At 25.1% G+C, this 25,495-nt stretch carries 17 protein-coding genes; 13 read left to right on the top strand and 4 right to left on the bottom strand.

Features of this window, described 5'->3' with window-relative positions; translation table 11 throughout:
* Nucleotides 1-64: 64 nt before the first annotated feature.
* Nucleotides 65-2,128: a methyl-accepting chemotaxis protein gene (locus BUA70_RS07275; protein ID WP_072895600.1), complete on the top strand. Its 2,064-nt coding sequence runs from the start codon at nucleotides 65-67 to the stop codon at nucleotides 2,126-2,128.
* 516 nt (nucleotides 2,129-2,644) lie between these two features.
* Nucleotides 2,645-3,520 carry an MBL fold metallo-hydrolase gene (locus tag BUA70_RS07270; protein WP_072895597.1) on the top strand — a complete coding sequence of 292 codons (876 nt, stop codon included), beginning with the start codon at nucleotides 2,645-2,647 and terminating at the stop codon, nucleotides 3,518-3,520.
* 237 nt (nucleotides 3,521-3,757) lie between these two features.
* Here the strand turns inward: BUA70_RS07270 and BUA70_RS07265 are convergent, their stop codons facing one another.
* Nucleotides 3,758-4,360, bottom strand: coding sequence for an AAA family ATPase (locus BUA70_RS07265; protein WP_072895593.1), 603 nt, complete (start codon nucleotides 4,358-4,360; stop codon nucleotides 3,758-3,760).
* A gap of 245 nt (nucleotides 4,361-4,605) precedes the next feature.
* On the opposite strand from BUA70_RS07265, the gene BUA70_RS07260 reads away from it, so the two are divergent.
* Both BUA70_RS07260 and BUA70_RS07255 read left to right on the top strand, forming a co-directional pair.
* On the top strand, nucleotides 4,606-4,863 hold the full coding sequence (locus tag BUA70_RS07260; protein ID WP_242977308.1) for a phage holin family protein: 258 nt from the start codon (nucleotides 4,606-4,608) through the stop codon (nucleotides 4,861-4,863).
* A 109-nt stretch (nucleotides 4,864-4,972) separates the two neighbouring features.
* Entirely contained in the window at nucleotides 4,973-6,088 is a 1,116-nt protein-coding gene (locus tag BUA70_RS07255; protein WP_072895590.1) for a 4-hydroxybutyrate dehydrogenase, read from the top strand.
* Between the two features lie 321 nt (nucleotides 6,089-6,409).
* Here the strand turns inward: BUA70_RS07255 and BUA70_RS07250 are convergent, their stop codons facing one another.
* Complete coding sequence (locus BUA70_RS07250; protein WP_072895587.1) at nucleotides 6,410-7,912, bottom strand: YfcC family protein; 1,503 nt, start codon at nucleotides 7,910-7,912, stop codon at nucleotides 6,410-6,412.
* Nucleotides 7,913-8,108: 196 nt separating this feature from the next.
* Nucleotides 8,109-8,645, bottom strand: coding sequence for a hypothetical protein (locus BUA70_RS07245; RefSeq protein WP_072895583.1), 537 nt, complete (start codon nucleotides 8,643-8,645; stop codon nucleotides 8,109-8,111).
* A gap of 197 nt (nucleotides 8,646-8,842) precedes the next feature.
* Here BUA70_RS07245 and BUA70_RS07240 point away from each other — a divergent pair, with 197 nt between their 5' ends.
* From BUA70_RS07240 to BUA70_RS07215, 6 genes are all read left to right on the top strand, one after another.
* The gene (locus BUA70_RS07240; protein ID WP_072895580.1) at nucleotides 8,843-9,265 is read left to right on the top strand and encodes a thioredoxin family protein; all 423 of its coding nucleotides are present in this window, start codon (nucleotides 8,843-8,845) and stop codon (nucleotides 9,263-9,265) included.
* A gap of 1 nt (nucleotide 9,266) precedes the next feature.
* The gene (locus BUA70_RS07235) at nucleotides 9,267-9,950 is read left to right on the top strand and encodes a cytochrome c biogenesis CcdA family protein (RefSeq protein ID WP_072895576.1); all 684 of its coding nucleotides are present in this window, start codon (nucleotides 9,267-9,269) and stop codon (nucleotides 9,948-9,950) included.
* A 261-nt stretch (nucleotides 9,951-10,211) separates the two neighbouring features.
* A complete protein-coding gene (locus BUA70_RS07230; RefSeq protein ID WP_072895573.1) occupies nucleotides 10,212-10,862 on the top strand; it encodes a nuclease-related domain-containing protein in 651 nt (216 codons plus the stop codon).
* 466 nt (nucleotides 10,863-11,328) lie between these two features.
* Nucleotides 11,329-12,066: a Bax inhibitor-1/YccA family protein gene (locus tag BUA70_RS07225; RefSeq protein ID WP_072895570.1), complete on the top strand. Its 738-nt coding sequence runs from the start codon at nucleotides 11,329-11,331 to the stop codon at nucleotides 12,064-12,066.
* 461 nt (nucleotides 12,067-12,527) lie between these two features.
* The gene (locus BUA70_RS07220; protein WP_072895566.1) at nucleotides 12,528-16,817 is read left to right on the top strand and encodes a 2-hydroxyacyl-CoA dehydratase; all 4,290 of its coding nucleotides are present in this window, start codon (nucleotides 12,528-12,530) and stop codon (nucleotides 16,815-16,817) included.
* Nucleotides 16,818-16,997: 180 nt separating this feature from the next.
* Entirely contained in the window at nucleotides 16,998-20,225 is a 3,228-nt protein-coding gene (locus tag BUA70_RS07215) for a sensor histidine kinase (protein WP_072895563.1), read from the top strand.
* 153 nt (nucleotides 20,226-20,378) lie between these two features.
* Here the strand turns inward: BUA70_RS07215 and BUA70_RS07210 are convergent, their stop codons facing one another.
* A complete protein-coding gene (locus BUA70_RS07210; RefSeq protein ID WP_072895559.1) occupies nucleotides 20,379-20,951 on the bottom strand; it encodes a maltose acetyltransferase domain-containing protein in 573 nt (190 codons plus the stop codon).
* 342 nt (nucleotides 20,952-21,293) lie between these two features.
* On the opposite strand from BUA70_RS07210, the gene BUA70_RS07205 reads away from it, so the two are divergent.
* From BUA70_RS07205 to BUA70_RS07195, 3 genes are read left to right on the top strand one after another with little or no spacing between them, the layout of a single operon-like run.
* Nucleotides 21,294-21,746 carry a MarR family winged helix-turn-helix transcriptional regulator gene (locus tag BUA70_RS07205; protein WP_072895556.1) on the top strand — a complete coding sequence of 151 codons (453 nt, stop codon included), beginning with the start codon at nucleotides 21,294-21,296 and terminating at the stop codon, nucleotides 21,744-21,746.
* Nucleotides 21,747-21,764: 18 nt separating this feature from the next.
* Nucleotides 21,765-23,492, top strand: a complete 1,728-nt coding sequence (locus BUA70_RS07200; RefSeq protein WP_072895553.1) for an ABC transporter ATP-binding protein — start codon at nucleotides 21,765-21,767, stop codon at nucleotides 23,490-23,492.
* The gene (locus tag BUA70_RS07195; RefSeq protein ID WP_072895550.1) at nucleotides 23,489-25,405 is read left to right on the top strand and encodes an ABC transporter ATP-binding protein; all 1,917 of its coding nucleotides are present in this window, start codon (nucleotides 23,489-23,491) and stop codon (nucleotides 25,403-25,405) included. Before BUA70_RS07200 ends, BUA70_RS07195 begins: the two co-directional genes overlap by 4 nt.
* The last annotated feature ends 90 nt before the right edge of the window (nucleotides 25,406-25,495 follow it).

The following is a 25,495-nucleotide window of genomic DNA, read 5'->3' as shown; positions in this document are numbered from 1 at the left end:
GAGGTAATTTTTTATATAAGATTTATTTCATTTTAAAAATATAATAAATAGTGGGGTAATATTTATGAAGAGTTTTAAAAAATCTTTTGAGGTAAAATTAGTAGGAATCTTTATATCAATTATTATTGTACCTATGATTCTATTAGGAGAGTTAACTTATAATAAATCAAAAAACACTTTATTTAATGAAAAAGTTAGCTCTATGGAATCATTAACAAAGGAAATTGATACATCAATAGATGAATTTTTAGCCAGTAATATATATAAGCTTCAATCTTTATCGAAAAATACTGGTCTTATAACTGTAGCAGAAACCACTTATGAAAATGGATTTTTAGATAGAGCAAGACAAATTGAAGATGCTTATAATGTAGTAGATCCTATAAAAAATCAGCAAATAAAAGATATAAGAGAAACTATGTTCTCTTTAACAGAAGATCCTAATATTAGCACTTGTTATATGACTATGCCAAATAAAAATATGATTTCTGGTAAAACACAATATATTTTTAACAAAACTGAAAAAGATACTTTTGATCCAACGGAAAGGGATTGGTATAAAGAAGCTATAAAAGCAAAAGGAAATGTTGTATGGAGTGAACCTTATTTAGATAGAGAAAAGAATATTTTGTTAATTACAGCATCTAAAGCAATAGAAAATAATGGACAAATATATGGAGTATTAGCTTTAGATATTAAGTTAAACAAACTTATGGATAAAATAGGAACATTAAAAGTTGGAGATGAAGGAGATATTTACATATTAAGTAGTAATAATAAATATATATTTAATTCAGATTCATCATTACTTTCTAAAGAAATAGAGAATAAGGATTTAGAATCTGTAATTAAAAATAATAATGATTTAACAAAGTATGAAGATAAAGATATTGTAAGTACTTTAATTAAAAGTGAATATACTAAATGGACAATTATGCTTTCAGTTCCAAAGGCTAAGATAAATAGTAAATCAGCAGCTATTAAAATCTTCACTTTAATACTAACATTATTATTTATAGCCATAGGAGTTATTATAAGTCTTTTAGTAAGTAGAAATATAGTAAAAAGATTAAATGAATTAGATAATTCATTTAAGAAGGCTGCTAATGGAGATTTAACAGTACAATTAGAAGTAAAATCGGAAGATGAATTTGGTAGAATAGCTTTATCATTTAATAAAATGATAAAAGACATTAATGAATCATTTAAAGAAGTAGCAAAAATTTCACAAGTTATATTAGAAAATTCTAAGGATTTAGAACGAATAGGAGAACAAACAAAAATAAGTTCTACAGAAGTTGGAAGAGCTATAATTAATATATCAGAAGAAAGTTCAAATCAAGCCTTTAGTGCACAAAAAGGTAAAGAAAGAATGGATGATTTCTCTTTAAACTTAGAAGATATAACAAAGTCTATAAAAAATACAGATGAATCAGTAAAGATTACAGAAGCATCTAGTCAAAAGGGAATGGAAACTATTAAAGAGTTAACAGAAAACACTTCTATAATAATACAAAACAACAGTACATTAATGGATTCTATAATGGAAGTAAATAGTAGTGTTAAAGAGATAAGTAGTATATTAATAGCAATTGAGAATATTGCAGAGCAAACAAATCTTTTAGCATTAAATGCATCTATAGAAGCTGCAAGGGCAGGAGAGGCAGGAAAGGGATTTACTGTAGTTGCAGATGAGGTTAGAAAATTATCAGAAGAAAGTGCTAAATCAACTAGTATGATTAAAAAAATAATTAAAGATATAGAAGATAAATCTAATAACTCAGTTAATGAGATAAATAATAATAATAGCATTTTTAAAGAATATGTAAAAATGGTAGATGAAACTGAAGAAGCTTTTGAAAGAATTTCTAAAGGGGTTAAATCTATATATGAAGAAACAATAGAGGTAAATAATTACAATAATTTAGTTATAGAAGGAAAGCATGATGTAGAGAAATTTATTGATAATATAACCTCTTCAATTGATAATACATCAAGTACAACAGAAGAAATTTCAGCTAGTGTAGAGGAGACTATAGCTATGATGGAAAACTTAGATAATAATGTAAAAAGCTTTTACGGATTATCAAAGGAATTAAAAGAAAAAATAGATAAATTTAATATATAAAATATATTAAATTTTCAATGGAAAGTATATATAATAGTAAATTTAAAGAATAATTAAATACAAATAATAATATAAAAACTTTTGTTAATTAATAAAAATAAAAAAAATATTAGAATTTATAAATTCTAATATTTTTTTATTTAAAATTTAAAGTGAAAATATATATTTAAATTAAAAAAATACAATGTATAAATTTAAGCGGAAGAAAAAATTAATCAAGGAGAATATAAGCTATTATTAAAAAGATATAATTATTTATAAAATTAATAAAAAACTAAATAAAAAATAAAAATATTATATTAGATATATATGGAAAAGATAGAATTTTAAAATTATATAGAGCTTTAAAAGGTTAAAGTTTATTATTAAGGCTTTAAGTTAGAATATAGAGTTTAATTTATAAAACCATATAGGATATCATAAATAATAGTTATATATAGGTGTAAAAGGGGGATTTTACTTATAAAGAAAAAAATATAAATCTATATAAATATTATTTTGAAAGAAGGATTATAAATGAAAATTACAACTGTTATAGAGAATTCTCTAGGAGAAAATAAAGAATTAATAAATGAACACGGTTTAAGCTTTTTTATAGAAGCAGAAGATAAAAATATACTGTTTGATACAGGAAAGTCGGGAGAATTTATATCTAATGCTAATAATCTTGCAATAGATTTTAAAAATATAGATTATTTAGTTTTAAGTCATGCTCACTATGACCACTGTGGTGGAGTTAGAGGATTACTAGATAAATTCTCAATTAAACCAGAACTTTATGTTGGAAAAAGTTTTTTTGATAATAAAGATAAATATCATTACTGTAGTTTAGAAAATGCATCTAAAAATCAATCAATAGATTTTATTTCTAGTGATAATGAATATAAATATATAGGAATAGATTTTGATAAAAAATATTTAGAGGATAAGAATATCAATATAAATTTTGTTGAAGATTTTAAAAAAATTTGTGATAATGTTTATTTATTTTCTTCCTTTGAAAGAAAATATGATTTTGAAACATTAAATCCTAATATGCTTATAAAAAAGGATGATCATTACGAAATAGATAATTTCAACGAAGAAATAGCCTTAGTTTTAGATACAGAAAAGGGCCTTATAATCCTTTTAGGATGTTCTCATCCTGGAATACTAAACATGATAACATCAATAAATAAACAAATTAAAAAGCCAATATATGCAGTAATTGGAGGAACTCATTTAATAGAGGCAGATGAGGATAGAATAGAAAAAACTATTGATGAAATTAAAAAATTAAATATAAAGTTAGTTGGGGCTTCACACTGTACAGGAGAAAAAGCTGTAAATATATTTGAAAAAAATTGTGATGGATTCTTTAAAAATTATACAGGAAAAGAATTGACTATATAAATTTTATATTAGTAAAATAAAGTTTTTATAAATATAGGGAGCTGTGTAAAACTATAATTTTATAACTTATATTTAATAGCTGTGAATAAAAAAATAACCAGTAGAATTTAATATTTCTACTGGTTTTATTTTAATTTGTACTTATATAATGAATTCATTTAGTACAATTTAAATTCTTAGACACTTAATATTTTTAAGATAACCTATTTAGTTAATTAAACTTAAGATAAGTAAAATTTATTTATCTTTTCTATTTATTTTTGTGATAGGCTCTATAATTTCATCATCTTTTATATTTAATATAGATAATATTTTTTTAGATCTATCTTTTGTAGAACCTTCAATAACAGAATACTTTACATTTTCACTGTCTAAAAATTGTTTTATAGCTTTGTCTATAGATGATGCAGTATCTTCATCTTGCCATCTAATTCCATCTTTTTTATATCCAAATTCTCTTGGAACAAAGAAGATATAGTCATATTTTTGTAAATCTTTAAGTGCTAAATGGTAAAGATCTTTTAATATTTCGATTTCTTTAGAAGTTCTTTTTCTGTCTCCTAACATAAATCTTCCATATATGTATGGTACAAAAGTCGCATAATCTGTTAAGGCATAATCAAACTCATTTAATCCTTCTTCTAATTGAAGTTGTCCTAAATAAATACCATATTGTTCTGAAATTGATTCAATCATTCCTTTTTCTTTTAAATAATCAGTGCTATATTCTGTAGCGGCTCCTACATTAAGTCCTTTAATCTTTAGTTCTACATATAGTTGTTGAATTAATGTAGTCTTTCCGCATCTTGGCCCACCAAGAATTGCTATTCTAATTGGCATTTTTAAACCCCCATATTTATGTAAATATCTATTCATATTATTAAAAACAAACTTTATTATATCAATTTAAATTTAAACTTTCAATAATATAAGTTTCGTTATAAATATAGATTTTTAAAGGGATTAACAATAAATTATTAAATAGTTAAACTGTTTACATTTTATAGAAAAAATATGAAATAAATTTATTTTTAATCATATATTAATTGTAGAAGACAAAAATTAATATAAAAGGAATGATTTAATTGGAATTAGATATTTTACAGTTTGTACCACAAAATATTATGATATTAATACCGGCTATTTATATATTAGGAATATTTTTAAGAAATTCTCCTAAAATAAAAAATTGGACAATTCCTTGGATTTTAATGGTGCTTGGGATTTTAGGATCTATTGTCATAGAAGGATTTTCTTTTTTGGCAATAATACAAGGAATTATTGTAGCTGGAATGGCTGTCTTTACAAATCAAATAGTAAAACAAACTAGGAATAAAGATTGATAATTTTTTAGTTTATAAAAAATTAGAATTTTAATAATAAGTAATTACTTTAATATTTATTATGATAAAATAAAAGAATAATAAATATAAAGTAAGCAGGTGAATTTTTATGAAACTTTTACAAATAAAACCTACTATATTTAAGTTCAATAAAATTAATGAATTTTTAAAAGAATTTAATATAGGAGAGGGAGATTTAATTTTTACTAATAATAGATTATATGAGGATTTTTTGAAAGAATTAAATCTTAATTGTAATTTTATTTTAAAGGATAAATATAATTTTAATGAGCCTAATGATTATGCTATAGATTCTATATTAAAGGATATTAAAAATATTAGCTACAAAAGAGTTATTGCTATTGGCGGAGGATCTATAGTTGATGTTGGTAAGTTATTAGTTTTAAAGAATGTAGAAAATACAGAAAAACTTTTTAAAAAGCAAATTCCAATTATAAAGGATAAAGAATTAATTGTTATACCAACTACTTGTGGTACTGGAAGTGAAGTTACTAATATTTCTATAACAGAAATAAAAAGTGATAAAACAAAGATGGGACTAGCAGTAGATGAGCTTTATCCTGATTATGCAGTTTTAATTCCAGAACTTTGTATAAGTATGCCATATAGATTCTTTGTTTATAGTTCAATAGATGCTTTAATTCATAGTATAGAATCTTATATATCTCCTAAAAGTAATTTATATACAGAAATGTATAGCTTAGAAGCAATAAAAATCATAATAGAGGGATATAAAGATATAATAAAAAATGGAGAAGAGTATAGAAAAAATATAATGGAGAAATTTCTAATTGCTAGTAACTATGCTGGTATTGCTTTTGGAAATACTGGAGTTGGAGCAGTTCATGCATTATCTTATCCATTAGGAGGTAAATATCATGTTCCTCATGGAGAGGCCAATTATGAATTTTTAATATCAGTTTTGAATTTTTATAATAAGAAGAATCCAGAAGGAAAAATCTCTAAATTAAATGATATTTTATCAGAAATATTAAAGGTTTCAAAGGATAATGTTTATAAAGAATTAGATAATCTTTTAAATAATTTAATAAATAGAAAACCACTAAAAGATTATGGAATGTTAGAAGAAGAAATAGATATATTTTCAGGCTTAGTATTATCTACTCAGCAAAGGCTTTTAAATAATAACTATGTAGCTATGAGTAAAGATGACATGATAAATATATATAAAGAATTATACTAAATCTTTATATTAGAATATTAAAACTTAATTTAAAGCTTAGTAAGCTTTTGGCTTTATAGTTTCATAAAATATTATATAGTGAAATTATAAAAATAAATATTTAAGATATTATAAAATAAGGCTGTATCAAAGTTTAAACAATATAAGATATATAGTATAGGAATAAGTTTAAGAATAGAACTATATATTTTAATTGATAAATCATTAAGATACAGTCTTTTTTATATTTTTTATAAATTGTATAGTAACATTAAGAAATATAAATTTTATAACATAGATTTTAATTTTAAGTTGTTTTTAAAAGTTAATTATATATTTGATTTATACATGAACTTGAATTAAAAGTAAAATTGCAGCGAATAGAGCTATATATCCCATCAGTTTCATTATAAATTTTAACCATTTATCATAGGTTACATTAACCATGGCTAAGGTTGCAAGGATAAGCCCTGTAGGGGTTATGAATGCAATTAAGCCTTGGCCGTATTGATAAGCACTAACTATAACATCTCTAGGTAATCCTACAGTATCTGCAAGTGGTGCCATAATTGGTATGGATAAAACTGCAAGACCAGAAGATGAAGGGATAAAGAATCCTAAAATTATAAATATAATTAGCATTAAAATTATAAATATATTTTTATCCATTCCTTGAACTGCATTTGAGAAAAAGTTAAGGATAGAATCTGAAATTTGTCCATTTTCTAAAACTAGATTAATAGATCTTGCTACACCTATAACTAATCCAACTCCCATTAAATCAGCAGCACCAGAAACAAATCTATCTACAAATTTCTTTTCTCCCATTCCAGATATTATTCCAAGTATTATCCCTACAATCAAGAATAATGCAGTCATTTCTGTAAACCACCAATCTTGGCTAGATACACCCCAGACTAAGATCACAAAAGCAAAGGCAAAGATTATAAGCATTAATTTAAGTCTTAAGGTGAATTTTGGAACTTCTCCAGTGTCAGAGCAGAATCTTTTAGATATTTCTTCCCTTTGATCATATATAAGTGATTTTGTAGGATCTTTTTTTACTTTGTTACCATATTTTATTATGTAAATAATAGTGATTATTGTAGCTATAATAAGGCCTATAGTTCTAAAACCTAGACCCTCTGTAAAGTTTACTCCTGCAGCATTAGAAGCTATTACAGAAGAAAAAGGGTTTACTGTAGCAAACATTGTGCCTATAGAAGAACCCATATATAAGGCTGCTATACAAACTATGGCGTCATATCCAGCAGCCATAAAAACGGGTATTAAAATAGGATAAAGTGCTATAGTTTCTTCTGCTAGGCCAAAGGTAGTTCCACCAAGGGAAATTAAAGATGTAACTAAAACTATTAATAAAAATTCTTTGCCCCTTGTAGCCTTAGAAAGACTAGAAATTCCTGCATCAAAGGCGCCTGTAGCATTTAACACACCAATAACTCCACCTATAACAAATACAAACATTATAATATCAACTGTATCGTATACACCTTTAATAGGTGCTTCAATTATTTGAACTATGCCTTGAGGGTTTTGTTCAACTTTTTCATATGTACCAGGAATAGCAACAGGTTTAGTAATACTTCCATCTGTAAACTTTCCTAATTGAACTTTTATATTTAAATCATCTAAAGTTTTTTGGTTCCCAGGAAGCTCAGAAACTTCACCAGTAGGAGTAGTAACAATAAAAACTCCATTATTCATATTGTATTTTAATTTAGAATATGAACCAGCTGGAATTATGTAGGTTAATATTGCGGCAATAATTAAAACTATGAATAGTACTGTAAATGCTGTAGGGAATCCATGTTTCTTTTTGCTCATTAAAATCCCTCCTATATAATATTATTGTTAATAATATTATACACCTATAAACACATAAAACAAATTATTACCTTATATTATATATTTTAACATTAATGTCTTTTAGTTAATAAAAATATAATAAATATTTTATATGATTTAATATATATTAAAATTTATATAGGATAATATTTTTATTAATTAAATTAAAGAAATTTTAATTAACTTTATTAAGCCTAAAAAAGGTACCATTATAGATTAAATAAATAGTAGATCTATTTTTTACTAATATGTAATTAAATTCATTGCTAAATGGTGTATTTTTTATAGTTATTTTTTTAGCTTTAGGGGCATATATACCTAATGATTTTAATGAAACTCTCCACTGAGAAAAAAATTCTTCTTCTGATATATCATATATGTCATAAGATATATCCTTATAAGTTTTATTATTATAATTAAATAATCTGTTATTTATATTAAGATATTTTCCTGAATACCTTAATGAATCTTCTTTATTTTCAGAGGACATAAAGGTACTAATAATATCATCAGTAACAATCCATTCTCCAGAAATATAATTAATATTTTTTGATTTTAAGTTATTATTACTTAAAAGAAATTTATTTTCATGATGGGTATTTTTTGAGAGTTCTGAATTATATATTAAGTTGGAATATGTATCTTTATAATTAAATTGAAAATTTGAAAATAATAATATAAAAATTGAAGAAAACAAGAAAACTCTTCTCATTAAACTCACCTCTTTAATTTATTTATTAAATATTATTACCATTTTTTTATAAATAATTAGTTTATTTGCTTTAATAAATAAAATTTAGTATATTCAATAAAATAAATTGAAAATTTTTAAAATTTACGCAAAATAATTGATATATTTATAAGTTATATGATATAATTCTTTGATTAATTTATTAGAGGAGAGAATTTATGAGTATAAGGAAAAAATATTTAATATTATTTTTAGTTATTATAATACTTTTAGGGCTTTATATAGTTAAAGTTAATATTGGAAATAAAGATTCAAATAAAGAACTTTCAAAAATAACTTATGAGGAAGCAAAAGAAATGAAAGAACCAATGGTTTTATATTTTACTAGTGATAGTTGTTTTGCTTGTAAAATAATAAAACCAACTTTGGTAGATATACAAAAAGAATATAAAAATAAATTAAATATAGTATCTATAAGTTTAGATGATCCTAATAATTATTTTATAGCTAATCTCTATAATGTAAGGGTTACTCCTACTTTAGTATATTTAAACGAGGAAAAAGAATATGTAACTAAAAGTGAGGGAGCTATTTCTCATAGTGAGATTGCTAAATATTTAAAAGAGATAGGAGTAAAATAAAATGATAGATGGAAATTTTATTAGCTCTAATATATATTTAGCTATTCCAATAGTTTTTTTAGCTGGTATAGTGGCATCTTTTGGACCATGTATTATGACTACTTTGCCTGTAATTATTGGATATATGGGGAATAGCAATATAAAAACAAAGAAAAAATCTTTAATATATAGTTTAGTTTTTGTTTTAGGTATGACTATTACTTTTGTAATAATAGGTATAGCTACATCTTATTTAGGAATGATATTTATAGCAATAAATAAATATGTTTATGTTATTTTAAGTATAATTTTAATAATAAGTGGACTTAATTTATTAGGTGTAATAAACTTAAAAAAAAATAATAATACCTGTGAGGTTCCTAAAAAGCCAGAAAATTTATCACTATTAAAAATATTTTCTTTAGGATTATTTTCAGGATTAGTTGCAACGCCTTGTGCAACTCCAGTTTTAGCATCAGTTTTAGCAGTAATAGCATCTAGTAGAGACGTTTTTATAGGGATAATACTTTTAGTATCTTTTAGTTTAGGGCATTCATTAATTATAATATTAGCAGGAGTTTCACAAGGGTTATTAAATAATATAATTAGCTCTGAAAGATACAATAATATAGGTAGGATATTAAAGATAATATTAGCATTTATAATATTAGGATTAGGTTTTATATTATTTTATATAGGTATATAAAATTAAATGTTAGTAAATTTCATATAAATATAAAAACAAAAACTTATATTGATAATATAAATAGTATTTAAAGAAATTCTTATTAATATGCTAATAAAAGCAATGCTTTTGTATAATATTATATTTTAATGTTATTTATTTTTACATGCTAATAAGAATGAAGTCCTTTTAAATTAGTAGTACAATTAAGTTAATACCATAGTTAATAGTATCCATTATATAATACTATTTTAAAACAAAATTTAAGGGGGCTTCAATCATATGAATATTATGATGTACAAAGATTTTGTTTTATATTCTATTATTTTTTCTTTTATGGTAGTAATATGTATAATACTTTCTATGGCGAGATATAGAATTAAAAGATATAGTGTTAAGTCTAATATAAATATATTTAAGATAATATTTAGTAAAACAATTAAAAATAATTTTAAAATATATGAAGTATTAGAGAGAATTAAAGGTCATAAGAGAATATTAGCAAATGTTAAATTACCATTAAATGAAAAAGATATTTTAACTTTAGATTTTATAGTTCTTCATAAAAAAGGAATCTTTATAATAAAATATAAAAATATAAATAAAAAAGTTATTGGAAATGAAGATTATAAATATTGGGGAGCTATAGATAAGAGAAATTTAAAGTCTCAAATTGATAATCCGATTATAGAGGCTAGAAGAGAGCTGATATCATTAGATAGAGCTTTACCAGGGTATAATAAATACATAAAAATTTTTATTGTTTTCGGAAGAAAGAGTAACATAAAAAATATAATAGTAAAAAATAATAGTCATATTAAACTGACAAAGATTAATTCTTTAGTAAAAGATATAGAGATTTTAGAAGTAGATAAAAGTATAGTATTAACTAAAGAAGAGATAGATTATATATACTATAAATTTAAATATTAAAATAAAACTAAGAAGTTGTTGATTATATCAATTAGGATAATATATAATAGTAAATAATTTGTAAAATTTCCTATTATATATTATTGAGGTGTTTATATGGTTTTAGTTTTAATAATTTTGATATCCGTAGATTTAATTTTAATAATAAATTATTTACCTAAATATCTTAAATATAAAAATAAAAAAGATTTAAAAAATTTAATTTTAATGATAATTTTTTTTATAATAGCTATATTAATTTTAAACTTTATTAAAAATTAATATACTACTTATATAATTTTACTAGCTTTTTAGATTATAAATCTTCAAAGCTTTATTTTTATTTATGTTACAAATTAAATAAAAATGTAAAAAAACATTAAACTTAAATAATATTTAGTTAAAATAAATACGTTTTTAATTTGTAATTAATAAACATGGTATAATTAAATAATTAATAATTTTTCATAAAGAGAGGATTGATAATATGGAAAATGCCAATCCAGCACTAAGAAAAGGCTTTGAAGAAGTAAAAGGATATAAGTCAGAAAATACTATGACTTTAGGTGGAACTGTAATTAAAACAATTTTACTTTTAATAGTAGTTTTATGTTCTACATTAGTTTCATATTTAAAATTAGAGCAGATAGGATTTTTTAACTCTAGTTATTTAATAGTGGCAGCTATAGGAACTATTATTTTAGGATTTGTTACTTCGTTTTTACCTAAAATAGCACCAATAACAAGTGTATTTTATGCGGCGTTTGAAGGGGTATTATTAGCTAATTTATCATTTTTTATAAATCAATATTATCAAGGAATTGCTATGAATGCTATTATTGTAACAATTATTATATCTTTCTCAATGATTTTAGTTTATATGTTTAATCCATCAATTGGTCATAGAATAAGGAAAGCTGTAATAGGAATGACTTTAGCTATTGGATTACTTTATATATTTACTTTTTTATTAGGATTATTTAATATAAACATACCTTATATTTATGGAAATGGTATTATAGGTATAGGTTTTTCGATATTTATTCTAATAGTAGCATCATTAAATTTAATAGTGGATTTAGACTTTATATCTGAGGAAATTCAATATGGTGCTCCTAAATATATGGAGTGGTATTCAGCTTTTGGAATTATGATAACATTAATATGGATATATATTAGGGTACTAGATTTATTAACTAAACTAGTAAGTAGAGATAATAATTAAAATATATGGCATAAAATTAATAAGACTTATATTACTAGGTACCTAATAATTTTCTATTAGGTACCTAGTTTTTTTAGAAAAATTTTCATATATTATTTTATTAAATAATATTATTTAATAAAAAATAAGAAAAAGTTTTCATTCATATATTAACAGGGATTTAAAAAATATATATGAAATTATACGAAAATATTAAAAAACAGTAGAAAATAGTAGATTATCTTTGAGATAAATTAAAAGATAGATTTTATAGGGGTTTGTAAAGAAATATGAACTAATATAATCTAATATTTATATTTTGGTTTTATGTTAATTATTAAATATAAATATAATTTAATAATAAAAAAGCTATTCATTATTATGATAAAATATAAGAAAAAGTTTATATAGTGGGGAATGTTAAAAATGGTTTGAAATTCATAAGATATTTTAAATTTGTGAATTTGAAAGGTGATGATAGAGTGAATAAGGTACTTAATTTAGGATTAGATGTAGGATCTACTACTGTTAAAATAGTTTTATTAGATATAGATAATAATGTGGTTTATAGTAAATATAAAAGACACTTTTCAGATATAAGAAGTACAATAATATCATTAATGAAAGAAGCTTTTGGTGTTTTTCAAGGGGAAATAACAGTTAATGTAACAGGTTCTGGTGGATTATCTGTTTCTGAATGGCTTAAAATTCCCTTTGTTCAGGAGGTTATTGCATGTACTAAAACTATAGAAACATTTATACCGAAAACAGATGTAGCTATAGAATTAGGAGGAGAAGATGCAAAAATAACTTATTTTAAAGGTGGAATAGATCAAAGAATGAACGGAACCTGTGCTGGTGGAACAGGAGCTTTTATTGATCAAATGGCAACACTTTTAGAAACTGATGCCGAAGGATTAAATGCACTTGCAAAAAATTATAATAATATATATCCAATAGCAGCGAGATGTGGAGTTTTTGCAAAAACAGATGTACAGCCTTTAATTAATGAGGGAGCTAGAAAAGAGGATATTGCAGTTTCAATTCTTCAAGCAGTTGTTAATCAAACAATAAGTGGATTAGCTTGCGGAAAACCTATAAGAGGAAATATTGCTTTTTTAGGAGGTCCATTATACTTTTTGTCTGAACTTAGAAATAGATTTATAGAAACGTTAAATCTAAAGAATGATCAAATTATTTTTCCAGAGAATTCTCAGCTTTTTGTTGCAGAAGGAGCGGCTTTAAGTTCAAGGGATGGAGAAATAATAGAGTTTTCTGATTTAGTTAAAAGAGTGGAAAAACTTGAAACATTAAATACAGAAAAGATAGATAGACTTAGACCTTTATTTAAAGATGAAGGGGAATATGAAGAGTTTAATAATAGACATAAAGGAAATAAAATAAAGAGAAAAGATATAAGTGAAATAGAGGGACAGTGCTTTTTAGGTATTGATGCAGGATCTACAACTACTAAAGTTGCATTAATAGATAAAGATTGCAATTTAATTTATTCTCATTATGGAAATAATGATGGGAAACCTTTAAAAAAGACTATAGAAATTTTAAATGACTTATATAGTAAATTACCTAAGGATGCATTTATAGCTAATGCAACAGTAACTGGTTACGGGGAAGGGCTTATAAAACAGGCACTTTCAGTAGATGTAGGAGAAGTTGAAACTATTGCTCACTTTAAAGGAGCAGAACACTTTTTAGATAAGGTTGATTTCATACTTGATATAGGTGGTCAAGACATGAAATGCTTAAGAATAAAAGATAAAGTAATAGATAGCATCTTATTAAATGAAGCTTGTTCTTCAGGATGTGGTTCTTTTATAGAAGGTTTTGGTAAATCTTTAAATTTACCTGTGCAAGATTTTGCAAAAGAAGCACTTTTCTCTAAGCATCCTGTAGATTTAGGATCTAGATGTACTGTATTTATGAACTCTAGAGTAAAACAAGCTCAAAAAGAAGGAGCTACTTTAGGGGATATATCAGCAGGATTATGTTATTCTGTAATTAAAAATGCAATATTTAAGGTTATAAAAATAAGAGATCCAAAGGAAATGGGGAAAAATATTATAGTTCAAGGAGGTACATTCTATAATGATGGAGTACTTCGTGCTTTTGAATTAATTTCTGGTAGAGAAGTTATAAGGCCTGATATTGCAGGACTTATGGGGGCCTTTGGTGCTGCTATTATATCTAAAGAGAGATGGAATGAAGGAAAAGTTTCATCTATAAAGAAATTAGATGAATTAAATAACTTTAAAATTGATACTGAAATAAGAAGATGCGGTAAGTGTAATAATAATTGTTTATTAACAATTAATAGTTTTGGTGAAAATAATAAATTTATATCAGGAAATAGATGTGAAAGAGGAGCAGGAATAGAAAAGAAAAAAGATGAAGCTATAAATCTTTATGATTATAAATATAAAAGAACTTTTTCTTATGCTCCTTTAAAGAAAGAAGAAGCTAAAAGGGGAACTGTAGGAATACCTAGAGTTTTAAATATTTATGAAAATTATCCTTTTTGGGCAACATTTTTTAAAGATTTAGGATTTAAAGTAGTGCTTTCAAGAAGAAGTTCTAAGGAAGTCTATGAGATGGGTATAGAAACTATTCCGTCAGAATCAGTATGTTATCCAGCAAAATTAACTCATGGGCATATAATGGATTTAGTAGATAAAAATGTAGATTTTATTTTTTACCCTTGTATAGCTTATGAAAAACAAGAATATAAGGAAAGTAATAATCATTACAATTGTCCTATAGTAACTTCTTATCCAGAGGTTATAAAAAATAATATGGATATATTGAAAGAAAAGAATATTAAATTTAAAAATCCTTTCTTCTCTCTTCAAAATAAAAATAAGCTAAAAAAGAGATTATATGATGAATTTAGTGAATTTAATATTTCTAAGAGTGAAATAAATAAAGCAGTAGAAAATGCATGGGAAGAACAAATAAACTTTAAGGATGATATTAGAAGAAAAGGTGAAGAAACATTAAAGTGGTTAAAAGAAAATAACAAGATAGGTGTTGTTTTAAGTGGAAGGCCTTATCATGTAGACCCTGAAATAAATCATGGAATTCCTAATATAATTACTTCTTTTGGTATAGCTGTTCTTTCAGAAGATAGTATAAGCCATTTAGCAAAGATAGATAGACCTTTAAGAGTAGTGGATCAATGGGTTTATCATTCAAGACTTTATGGAGCTGCTACAGTAGTTGGAGAAAATGAAAATCTAGAACTTATTCAACTTAATTCTTTTGGATGTGGATTAGATGCTATAACTAGTGATCAGGTAGAAGAAATCTTACATAAAAGTGGGAAAATATATACAATACTTAAAATAGATGAGGGAACAAATTTAGGGGCAGTAAAAATAAGAATTCGTTCTTTAAAAGCGGCCCTTGAAGAAAGAGCAAGAAATAATTATGTTTCTAAAAAGCCGGAAAAGAATGTAGAAAAGAGACCTATATTTACAGAAGATATGAAAAAGGATTATACAATATTAGCTCCAGATATGTCTCCTATACATTTTGGATTTATGAGTAATATATTTAAAAAGCATGGCTATAACTTAGAAGTACTGCCTTATGATGATAAAAAGGCTATAGAAATTGGACTTAAGTATGTAAATAATGATGTTTGTTATCCTTCAATAATAGTAATAGGATCTTTATTAAGTGGGATTTTATCTGGAAAATATGATCCTAAGAAAACAGCTCTTATAATTTCTCAAACAGGGGGAGGATGTAGAGCTACAAATTATATAGGACTTCTAAGAAAGGCGTTAAAGGATGCAGGATATGGAGACATACCAGTAATATCATTAAATGCTAATGGTCTTGAAAAAAATCCGGGATTTAAAATAACACCATTATTAGCAAGAAGATTAGTGTTAGCGTTATGCTATGGTGATTTATTAATGAAATGTTTATATAGAACAAGACCTTATGAAGAAATAGAAGGAAGCTGTAATAGCTTATATGAAAAATGGCAAAGTAAGGCTACAGATACCCTTTTAAATAGTGGTTTTAGCCAATTTAAAAGGGATGTTTATGAGATTGTTAATGACTTTGATAATATTCCGTTAAGAGATATAAAGAAACCAAGAGTTGGACTAGTTGGTGAAATTCTTGTTAAGTTCCATCCACTTGCAAATAATAATGTTGTAGATATTGTAGAAGGAGAGGGAGCAGAAGCTGTAATGCCAGGGCTACTTGACTTTTTCCTATACTGTTCTTATGATGGAGACTTTAAATATAAAAAGCTTTCAGGTTCTAAGTTTAGACAAATTGCAGGAGATTTAGGGATAAAACTTATAGAACATTATAGAAAGCCTGTAGTTGATGCTTTAAAAAATAGTAAGAGATTTAATCCTCCTAAAAGTATATATCACTTAGCAGAAAAAGCTAGTGAAATAATATCTATAGGAAATCAAACTGGCGAAGGATGGTTTTTAACTGCAGAAATGATAGAGCTTATAGAAGAAGGTGCAAATAATATAATTTGTATGCAACCTTTTGCATGTCTTCCTAATCATGTTACTGGTAAAGGTGTTATTAAAGCTTTAAAGGATAGATATAAAGAAGCTAATATAGTCGCAGTAGACTATGATCCAGGAACTAGTGAAGTTAATCAATTAAATAGAATTAAACTTATGCTAAGTGTGGCCTTTGATAAAGAAAAAGAAAATAATAAAAAAGTTAGGCAAGATGAGGAAATAGAATTAGAATTAAAAAATTCTTTAAGTTTTTAAACTTATATAAAATGCGAGTGTTATTTTTAAAAATTCACTCGTATTTTGTTTTATAACATTAAAAAAGTTAACAATTTATCAAAGATATATACAAATTTAATAAATAAATTAGTATAATTAAATAAGCGCCATAAATACAAAATATTTTGGAGGTGAACTTGTGAAAAAGAACTTAAAAAGATGCTATATAAGTATATGGGTTTTTTTGATTGTATTTATTTTTTTACTCCCATAATAGTAAAAGCTGAAGAAGAAGATATAAACTTTAAAAGAATTAATATAGAAGATGGATTATCTCAGGCATCTGTAGAATCTATTTTTCAAGATAATTATGGATACATGTGGTTCGGAACAGAAGACGGATTAAATAGATATGATGGACATAATTTTGATGTTTTTAAATACGAAGGAAGCAAAAAAAATAATATTAATGGAATTATATCTAACATAGTAAGTGATGTTTTACAAGATAAAGATGGTGATTTATTAATAGCAACTTCAAAGGGATTAAGTAAGATAGATAATAAAACAGGTAAAATAGTAAGCTATACTTATGATGAAAAAAATAATAATAGTTTGTCTCATTATAATATATGGGATATATTTATAGATTCTAAAAATAGAATTTGGGTAGGAACAGAAAATGGATTAAACATATTTTTTAAAGAAAAAGGAACTTTTAAAAGAATATACATAAAGGAAACAAATCTTAATGGTGACCCTAATAATTTCGTGACATCCATAGAAGAGGATGGAAAAGGCAATATATGGGTAGGAACTAAAGATGGTTTAGAAAAGTATGACGAAAAAAATAATAAGTTTCTTAGAGTAGACTTGGGAAACTTAAGCAATATTAATCTTCAATATGTAAGTAAGATTTATAAGGATAAAAACAATCATCTTTGGATAGGAACAAAGGATAATGGATTATTTGAATTAGATGAGGAAGGAAATAAAATAAATAGATTTCAAAAAGAAGAAGAAAATCCTTTTGGAATTCCATCTAATACAATTAGGGCAGTTTATGAAGATGAAATAGGGAATATTTGGATAGGTACTGATAGAGGGCTTGCTAAATATTTAGGAAATAATAAATTCATAACTTATAAAAATAGTTTATATAATCCTCAAAGCTTAACAAATGACCAGATTAACACTATTTTTGAAGATAAATCTGGTATTGTTTGGGTTGGTACTAATAATGGAATAAGTACCTTTAATCCTAAAACAATTTTTAAACATTATAAAAGAACGCAAGGAAAAAATAGTTTTAGCGACAATATGATCCAAGGTATATATGAAGATAAGGATGGAGAACTTTGGATTGGTACTAATAGTGGAGGACTAAATAGATTTAATAGAAAAAACAATAATATAAAAATTTATAAACATGATGAAGATCAGAATAGTATAAGTGATGATACTGTATGGACTGTTACAGGAAAAGATGATGAAATATGGATAGCTACTTCTTATGGTCTTAATAAGTTAAATAAAAAGACTAATACATTTACTAATTATTATAATGATGGTACAGATAAATCCTTAATTTGGAATGAAGTTAAATCTTTATATATAGATAGAGAAGGAATTTTATGGATAGGAACTAGAAATGGATTATGTACTTTTGATAGGAAGGATAGCTTTAAAAGTTATAATTTTATTTTTGATAATAATGGAATAATAGATAAATTTATAACATCTATATATGAAGATGATTCTGGAGTTATGTGGTTTGGAAGTGCTATAAATGGAGGGGTTACTAGTTATAATAAAAGTACAGGACAAGTTAAAAATTACAAAAGTGAAGAAAGTGATGATAGCTTAAGTATAAATTCTATTAAAGCAATAACAGGAGATAAATTAGGCAACTTATGGATTGCTACTAATTATGGATTAAATAAATTTGATAGAAAAACTAAAGGGTTTAGTAGATATACTGAAAAACTTGGATTAGCTAATAATTTTGTTTATGGAGTTTTAATAGATAATGAAGGAAATCCTTGGGTAAGTACAAATGGAGGAATATGTAAATTAGATATTGTAAAAAATAAATTTATTTCATTTAATATAACTGATGGACTTCAAAATAATGAATTTAATGCATATTCATTTCATAAAAGTAAAAGTGGAGAAATGTTTTTTGGTGGAATAAATGGATTCAATAGTTTTTATCCTGGCAAGTTACAGGAAGAAACGTTTTTACCAAAAGTGGTTATAAAGGACTTCTTAATTAGTGGTAATCATAAAGATATTAGAGAAAACATAATATTAAATTATAATCAAAACTTCTTTTCTTTTGAATTTTTTCTGCCGGATTATAGAAATGTAACTAAAACTAATTATGCTTATAAATTAGATGGTGTTGATAAAAGCTGGATATATTCTAATAATAGGAATTATGCCAACTATACAAATGTAAGACCAGGAAAGTATAGGTTTTTAGTTAAAGCAAGAAATGCTACAGGGGAATGGAGTGATCCTACAGTTATAGATGTTATGATAAAAAATCCACCATGGCAAACTCCAATGGCTTATACTTTGTATATAATAATAATAATAATAATTGTTATATTTATTTGGAATAGAATGAATATATTAGAAGGCTTAGTAAGACAAAGAACCTTAGAACTTAATAACAAATTAGATGAAAATGAAGAACTTTATAATAAATTAATAAAAATAGAAAGATATAAAAATAATTATTTTGTAAATTTATCTCATGAACTTAGAACACCTTTAAACGTAATATTAGCTACAGTGCAACTTATAAATGAATTTAATTCTAAAGGTAAAAAGATAACAAAGGATAAATTAGCTTATTATATGGATGCTCTTAAAGGAAATTCTGATAGATTATTAAGACTTATAAACAATATAATAGATACTTCTAAGATAGAGTCTGGTACATATAGATTACATATAACAGAGGTAGATATTGTGTACCTTGTAGAAGAGGTAGCTTTATCTATGAAAAATTACATAGAAAGTAAGGGGATAGAGCTTATAATAGATCCTGAAATTGAAGAAAAAGCTATTGAATGTGATAGAGGGGAAATAGAAAGATGTGTTGTTAATTTAATAGGAAATGCTGTTAAATTTACAAAAGAAGGTGGAACTATAGAGGTTGTAATTAAAGATAATATAGATACTGTAGATATAATAGTTAGAGATACAGGAATAGGAATAGATGAAAAATATCATAAAGCTATATTTAATAGATTTGGACAAGCTTATAACTCTATAACAGAAGAGCATGGTGGAAGTGGTTTAGGATTAACTCTTGTAAATCAGTTAGTAAAACTTCATAAAGGAGATATTAAGTTAAAAAGTAAACTAGGAGAAGGTAGTGAGTTTACTATAACAATACCAGTAAAACAAAATATAGATAATAATGATATAGATTAAATTTATTATTATGGTTTTCTATATAGGGTTTAAAAATTAAAAATATTAAATATTTATTTATAAAGACTGCTGATAATTTATCAGCAGTCTTTAATACAATATTGAATAAAATTAAAAAAGAAAACTATAAAAATAATATTATAATTAAATAGTTTAGGATTTAGAAATCTCTATTGTTTTTATTATTTTAGCAGGGTTTCCTCCTACTACAACATTATTAGGGACATCTTTAACTACAACTGATCCGGAGGCTACAACTACATTATTTCCAATAGTTACACCGGGGTTTATAGTAGCATGACCTCCAATCCATACATTATCTCCAATAGTTACAGGTTTTCCAAATTCATATTTTAATCTTTCTAAAGGATCTATAGGATGAGCTGCAGTGTATATATGAACTCCAGGAGCTATAAAACAGTTATCTCCGATAGTTACAGGGCATATATCTAAAATTACAAGATCAAAATTAGAATAAAAGTTTTTTCCTAAATGAATATTAAAACCATAATCACATCTAAAAGGTGGTTCTATAAAAGGGGCATCCTTAAAAGAACCTAATAAATTTTTTAATATTTCTGTTCTATTATTAAAATCTTCATCAGATGATTCATTATATAAACGAGTTAGTTTTCTTGTTCTTAGTCTAGATTTAACTAAAGTTTCATCAGATGCATCGTAATTTTCTCCGTTAATCATTTTTTCCTTTTCAGTAACAAAAGTCATAATTATACCTCCGTATATGATTTACTATTATTTTACAACTATTTAAAGAAAATAAAAAGTATAAAATTTTTATATTATATTGACAAATATAAGAAATTTTTAATAAAAATACAAGTAATAAATCATTAGATGGCTAATTAATAAATTAAAAATCAATACAGAATAGGGAGTTATTTACTTTATTACATAAATGTTAACAGTATAAATATTTTTAAATAATAATTAAATAAATATTAAATCAGTAAATATGTTAAATTTTAATAAATAAACATTATTGACATAAAAAAATCATTATGATAATATTCTAATATATTTTGACGTCTAAATTAATGAGGTGATTTTATGGAAGAAAGAATTGAAACTATATACTATGCATATCTACAAAATATAAAAGCTCACTACCAAAGGATTCATATGGCTTTGGAAAAGCTTGGGTTATACCCAGGGCAACCTTATGTGCTTTTAGCTTTGGAAAGTAAAGATGGCCAAAGTCAAAAGGAGCTTTCTGATAGAATATCTGTAAAACCATCTACTTTAACAATAGTTTTAGGAAGAATGGAAAAGGCTAATTTAATCTATAGAAAATCAGATAAAGAAGATCAAAGAATTTCTAGAGTTTATTTAACTGATAGGGGAATTAAAATTTGTAAAGAAATTAAAGAATTAGAAAAAGATCTAGAAAAAGAATATTTTAAGGACTTTACTCAAGAAGAAAAAATAATATTTAGAAGATTACTTATCCAGATGACAAATAATCTTAAAGAAATTATAGAATATGAGAAAAATAATAAATGATATTAGGAGATGATTAAATTGTTAAAGCTATTTAAATACTTAAAAAAATATAAAAATCCATTAATTATAGTTTTAATTTTATTATTTTTCCAATCAATATCTCAATTATATCTACCTACCTTAATGGCAGATATTGTTGATACTGGTATTGTAAGTGGTGATACTAATTATATTTTAAAAATTGGTGGAGTAATGCTTATTGTTGCAGCTTTAGGCGCTATATGTACTATAGGAGCAAGCTTATTATCAGCTAAAATATCAGTTGGATATGGAAAAGACCTTAGAGATATTGTATTTGAAAGAGTACAAAGTTATTCTTTAAATGAATTTAATAAATTTGGAACAGCATCATTGATAACAAGAACTACAAATGATATAAATCAAGTTCAACAAGTGATAATTATTATGTTAAGAATGATAGTAACAGCACCAATGATGTGTATTGGTGGAATAATAATGGCGGTATCAAAGGATGCTAAATTATCATTAATTATATTAATAGTTATTCCTATTTTGGCATTAACTATATTTGGCATTACAAGACAGGGGATTCCTTTATTTAATGCAATGCAAAAAAAATTAGATAAATTAAACTTAGTACTTAGAGAAAAACTTACAGGTGTTAGAGTAATTAGAGCCTTTAATAGAGATGACTATGAAAATAAAAGATTTAATAAAGCTAATAAGGATTTAACTGATACAGCTATAAAGGTTAATAAAATAATGGCAGCTTTAATGCCTTCTATGATGATAATATTAAATCTTACAACAGTTCTTATATTGTGGTTTGGATCTATTAGAGTTGGCGATGGGAACATGGAAGTTGGTAACTTAATGGCTTTTGTTCAATATGTTATGCAAATAATGTTTTCACTTATTATGGTTTCTATGATGTTTGTTTTAATACCTCGTGCTTCAGCATCTGCAACTAGGATAAATGAAGTGTTAGATCAAGAAACATCTATAAAGGATTTAGATAAGGAAGAAAATTTTAATGACAAAAAAGGTTATATAGAATTTAAAAATGTAACTTACAGATATGAAGGAGCTGAAACACCAGCTATAGAAAATATATCTTTTAGTGCAAAACCTGGAGAAGTTACTGCAATAATTGGTGGAACAGGTTCTGGTAAATCTACAATAGTTAACTTGATACCAAGATTTTATGATGTTAAAGAGGGAAGTATTTTGGTTGATGGTGTAGATATAAGAAATGTAGATCAAAAGAGTTTAAGACAAAAAATAGGTCTAGTTCCTCAAAAAGCAGTGTTGTTTAGTGGAACTATTGAAGACAATATAAGATATGGAAAAGAAGATGCTTCTTTAGAGGAAATAAAAAATGCTGCTAAAACAGCTCAAGCTTTTGAGTTTATTTCAGAAATGAAAGATGGTTTCGATTCAATTATTGCCCAAGGAGGTAATAATGTTTCTGGAGGACAAAAACAACGTTTATCTATTGCCCGTGCTTTAGTTAGAAAACCAGAAATTTATGTTTTTGATGATAGTTTTTCTGCTTTAGATTTTAAAACAGATGCTAAACTTCGTCATGCTCTTAAAGATGAAACAAAGGAATCAACAGTTATTATAGTAGCTCAAAGAGTTAGTACTGTTATGGATGCAGATAGAATAATAGTTCTTGATGATGGAAAAGTAAAAGGTATTGGAACTCATAAAGAACTTTTAAAGAATTGTAAGGTATATTGTGAAATAGTAGAATCACAGCTTTCAAAGGAGGAGATAGCATGAGTGGAGATAAAAAACAAAAAGATTTACCTATAAGAAGAGGCCCTCATGCAGGATTTGCAATGAGTGTTGAAAAGCCTAGGGATTTTAAAGGTACAATGAAAAGAATACTTAAATATTTAAGTCCTAAGAAAGTTCAATTATTTATAATATTTATTATGGCTATATTGAGTACCCTCTTTTCAATTGTAAGTCCAACTATAATGGGTAAAGCTACTACTAAATTATTTGAAGGCATAATGATTAGAATGAAAATACCAACTGCAACTATAGATTATAAATATATAGGTAAACTACTTATAATATTAGCAGGATTTTATGTATTTAGTGCTATATTCAGTTATTTTCAACAATATATTATGGCAGGAGTAGCTCAAAGTACAGTTTTAAAAATGCGTAAAGATGTTGATGAAAAGTTATCTAAGTTACCTTTAAAATATTATGATTCCAAAACTGTAGGAGAAATTTTAAGTCGTGTTACTAATGATATAGATAATGTAAGTTCAACTCTTCAACAAAGTATAACACAACTTGTTACAGCAGTGGTTACTTTAGTGGGAGTAATTATTATGATGCTTACTATAAGTCCTCTTTTAACTTTAGTTACAATTATAACAATTCCATTATGTATAATAGCAACTAAAACTATAATCAAAAAATCACAACAATACTTTGTAAAGCAACAAAAAGTATTGGGAGATTTAAATGGTCATGTAGAAGAAATGTATACAGGACATAAAATTGTAAAAGCTTTTGGTCATGAGGAAACTTCAATAGAGGAATTTAAAGAAATAAATAATAATCTTTATGAAGCTGGATGGAAGGCACAATTTATATCTGGAGTAGTAATGCCTATAATGACTTTCATAAATAATATAGGATATGTTATTGTGTGTGTTGTTGGAGGGGTAATGGTTACTAAAAGAACTCTTCAAATAGGAGATATTCAAGCCTTTATTCAATATTCAAGACAATTTACTCAACCAATAAATCAAACTGCAAGTATTGCAAATATACTTCAATCAACAGTGGCATCTGCAGAGAGAGTTTTTGAATTATTAGATGAGTTAGAAGAAATTCCAGATAAAAAGGAAGCTGTTTCTGTAATAAAAGAAGAGAATGGTATTATGTTTAAACTTTATGAAGATAAAAATGATCTTTTAAAAGTTAATGGTGATGTAGATTTTCATAATGTTAACTTTGGATATAAAGAAGATTCAATTTTAATTTCAGATATGAATATTAGTGCTAAGAAAGGACAAACAATAGCAATCGTTGGTCCAACAGGAGCAGGAAAAACAACTATAATAAATCTTCTTATGAGATTTTATGAAATAAATAGTGGATCTATAAAAATTGAAGGAATAGATACAAGAGATATAAAGCGTGGAGATTTAAGAAGTTTATTTGGAATGGTTCTTCAAGATACCTGGTTATTTAATGGAACTATAAAAGATAATATAGCTTACGGAAAAGAAAATGCTACAGAAGAAGAGGTGATTAGTGCAGCTAAAGCAGCTCATGCAGATCATTTCATTAGAACTCTTCCTAAGGGATACGATACAGTTTTAAATGAAGAAGCTTCTAATATATCTCAAGGTCAAAGACAACTTTTAACTATAGCAAGAGCAATAATTGCAAATCCATCTATATTAATCTTAGATGAAGCAACAAGTAGTGTAGATACAAGAACAGAATTATATATACAAAAGGCTATGAATAAAATGATGGAAGGAAAAACAAGTTTTGTAATAGCTCATAGACTTTCAACTATAAAAAATGCAGATTTAATTTTAGTTATGAATCATGGGCATATTATAGAAAAGGGAACTCATGAAGAACTTTTAAATAAAGGTGGTTTCTATTCTGACCTTTATAATAGTCAATTTGTAAATAATATAGATGAAGCAGTATAATTTTATTTAATGAAGTTTTATGTTTATTATTTATGATAAATTAAAATATATAATCAAAGAAATAAAATAAATTATTTAATTATAGGTTAC

It is taken from the genome of Clostridium fallax (assembly GCF_900129365.1).
In the GTDB taxonomy this organism is placed as follows: domain Bacteria; phylum Bacillota; class Clostridia; order Clostridiales; family Clostridiaceae; genus Clostridium_AH; species Clostridium_AH fallax.
The sequence above is the reverse complement of the archived record's forward strand: the minus strand, read 5'-3'. Positions and strand labels throughout refer to the sequence as shown.